This window comes from Micromonospora sp. NPDC049089 (assembly GCF_040648775.1).
Taxonomy (GTDB): Bacteria; Actinomycetota; Actinomycetes; order Mycobacteriales; family Micromonosporaceae; genus Micromonospora.
On the sequence record NZ_JBEZEH010000373.1, the window covers coordinates 1 to 2,603 of the forward strand.

The window sequence follows — 2,603 nt, forward strand, 5'->3', positions numbered from 1 at the left end:
GGGGGGGGGGGGGCCCGGCGCGGCCCCCGGCCCCCCCCCCGCCCCCCCGGCGGGGGGCCCCCCCCCCCCGCGACCGGGTCGGCGAGTTGGCGAAGGCGGCCAGCCTGGCCGAGGCGCAGGACATCCCGCTCAGCTTCCTGCAGGGCATCCTGCTCGATCTGCGCCGGGCCGGTCTGCTGCACAGCCATCGCGGCGCCGACGGCGGGTACGCGCTGACCCGCCCGGCCGACGAGATCACCGTCGGAGACGTGCTGCGCGCGGTCGGCGGGTCGCTCACCACGGTGCGCGGTCTGCCGGCCGAGCGGGCCGGCTATCACGGAGTGGCCGCCGGGCTCACCGACGTCTGGCTGGCGGTGCACGGGGCGATCGCCACTGTGGTCGACAGCACCACCCTGGCCGACCTGCTCACCCACGCCCCCGTCAGCCCCATCCCCACACCCCCCGCCTGACCCACCCCGCCTCGCGATCTTGCACTTTCTGTCGTGGCGTAGGGGGCGCAACGGCCCATACCGGCAACAGAAACTGCAAGATCGGCGCGGTGGGTGTGGGGTGTGGGGTGTGGGGTGTGGGGGCGATGTGGTCGGGTCGGTGCCCCGCCGACCCGACCACATCTCGTACCGATCCTGACCGGGCCTGCCCCTCCGCCGGCGCCGGTAGGCCGGTTGCTGCTCAGCCCACGTGTGCGGTCGCCGGGCCGAGGCCCGGGTCGCCAGGACTGCGCAGCTCCACCAGACCGGCGGGAGCGTTACCCGCCGGGGTGGCATGCCAGGGCGCGAAGGCCGCAACCATGGCGAGCAACAATCCGGCGAGCGCGACCGCGACCACCAGGATCAGTTCACGCAGCGCACCCGAGCCGGCTTCGCCCGCCATGGTCACCCCTCCCGAGCCGGGCCCCCCGCCCGACTTCCCCCCGTCGGTCAGCCTTGACCACGACCGACCGGGGCGCAGTCGGCCAGCCGACCCGGGAAAGGCTGATTACCGACTCAGCCGAGGGGCCACCCGGCGCGGCCGGCTGACCGGTCGGGCCGCGCTGACACCCGACCGGCCGGGTCACCGCACAGACAAAACCGACCCGCCCCGCCGAAGCGGGACGGGTCGGTCGACGCGCAGAAGATCAGACGGTACGGGGGCGACGCGGCCGACGGGACCGGCCCGACGCGCGGTGCGCCGGACGGGCGCCACCGTCGGTGGCCGAGCCGCCGGAGGTACGGGGCCGCGAGGCGGGTGCCGGCGGAGCGACGATGGTCACCGGCACACCGGACGGCTCGCGGGCACCGGTCACCCGGGCCAGCGCTCCGTCACCCGCGCGCACCTGGACCGACTCGGGCCGGATACCGGCGGTGGCCATCAGGCGGGACACGTCCCGGCGCTGCTCCGGCAGGACCAGGGTGACCACGGAACCCGACTCGCCGGCCCGGGCGGTACGGCCTCCGCGGTGCAGGTAGTCCTTCGCCTCGGTCGGCGGGTCCACGTTGACCACCATGTCCAGGCCGTCCACGTGGATGCCACGGGCCGCCACGTCGGTGGCGACCAGTGCGGTCACCTGACCGTTGCGGAACTGCTCCAGGATCCGGGTGCGCTGCGGCTGGGACTTGCCGCCGTGCAGCGCGGCCGCACGTACGCCCTTGGAGAGCAGCTGGCGGGCCAGCCGGTCGGCGCGGTGCTTGGTGCCCATGAACAGGATGGTGCGGCCCTCACGGGCGGCGATCCGGGTCAACGCGTCGGGCTTGTCCGCAGCGTCGACGTGCAGCACGTGGTGGGTCATCGCGGTGACCGTCGCGGTGCCCGGGTCGACCGAGTGGGTGACCGGGTTGCTCAGGAAGCGGCGGACCAGCCGGTCCACACCACCGTCCAGGGTCGCGGAGAAGAGCATCCGCTGCCCCTGCGGCGCGACCTGCTCCAGCAGCTTGGTGACCTGCGGCAGGAAACCCATGTCGGCCATCTGGTCGGCCTCGTCGAGCACGGTGATCTCGACCTGGTCGAGCCGGGCGTCGCCACGGTTGATCAGGTCGTGCAGCCGACCGGGGGTGGCGACGACAACCTCGGCGCCGGCGCGCAGGGCGTCCGCCTGCCGCTGCAACGACAGGCCGCCGACCACTGTGGCGCAACGCAGCCCGACGGCGCGGGCGTACGGGGCCAGTGCGGTGGTTACCTGCTGAGCCAGCTCGCGGGTCGGCACCAGCACCAGGGCCAGCGGGCGGCCCGGCCGCGCCTTACAGCCGACGGTGCGGGACAGCAGCGGGAGCCCGAAGGCGAGGGTCTTGCCGGAGCCGGTACGACCCCGGCCCAGCACGTCCCGGCCGGCGAGCGAGTCGGGCAGCGTCGCCGTCTGGATCGGGAACGGCTCGGTGATGCCCTGCGCGGTCAGCGCGGTGAGCAGCGCCGGCGCCAGACCAGTATGAGCGAAAGAGGGAATAACTGTGGTCATGCGGAAGCCTTCCTCGACGCGGCACGTGTCGAGGGAGGGCGCCGAAATCGGCGCTGTCAACCAGCGGAACAAGGCCGCCAGGACTCACAAGCACGAACCGAAAGGGAGTACAGGCCGGCCCGCCGCCGGGCCGCCGCCTGCGTAGGCAGGCGGCGGCGGGGCGGGCCGGTCCCGT

At 74.3% G+C, this 2,603-nt stretch carries 3 protein-coding genes; 1 reads left to right on the plus strand and 2 read right to left on the minus strand.

Annotation, left to right across the window (positions count from 1 at the left end; genetic code table 11):
• The first annotated feature begins 86 nt into the window (after positions 1–86).
• Positions 87–449 carry an Rrf2 family transcriptional regulator gene (locus AB0B48_RS32820; RefSeq protein WP_357208480.1) on the plus strand — a complete coding sequence of 121 codons (363 nt, stop codon included), beginning with the start codon at positions 87–89 and terminating at the stop codon, positions 447–449.
• Between the two features lie 220 nt (positions 450–669).
• Here the strand turns inward: AB0B48_RS32820 and AB0B48_RS32825 are convergent, their stop codons facing one another.
• Positions 670–870: a hypothetical protein gene (locus AB0B48_RS32825; RefSeq protein ID WP_357208483.1), complete on the minus strand. Its 201-nt coding sequence runs from the start codon at positions 868–870 to the stop codon at positions 670–672.
• Between the two features lie 244 nt (positions 871–1,114).
• Positions 1,115–2,428 (minus strand): DEAD/DEAH box helicase, encoded by a 1,314-nt coding sequence (locus tag AB0B48_RS32830; protein WP_357208486.1) that lies wholly within the window; start codon positions 2,426–2,428, stop codon positions 1,115–1,117.
• Positions 2,429–2,603: the final 175 nt, after the last annotated feature.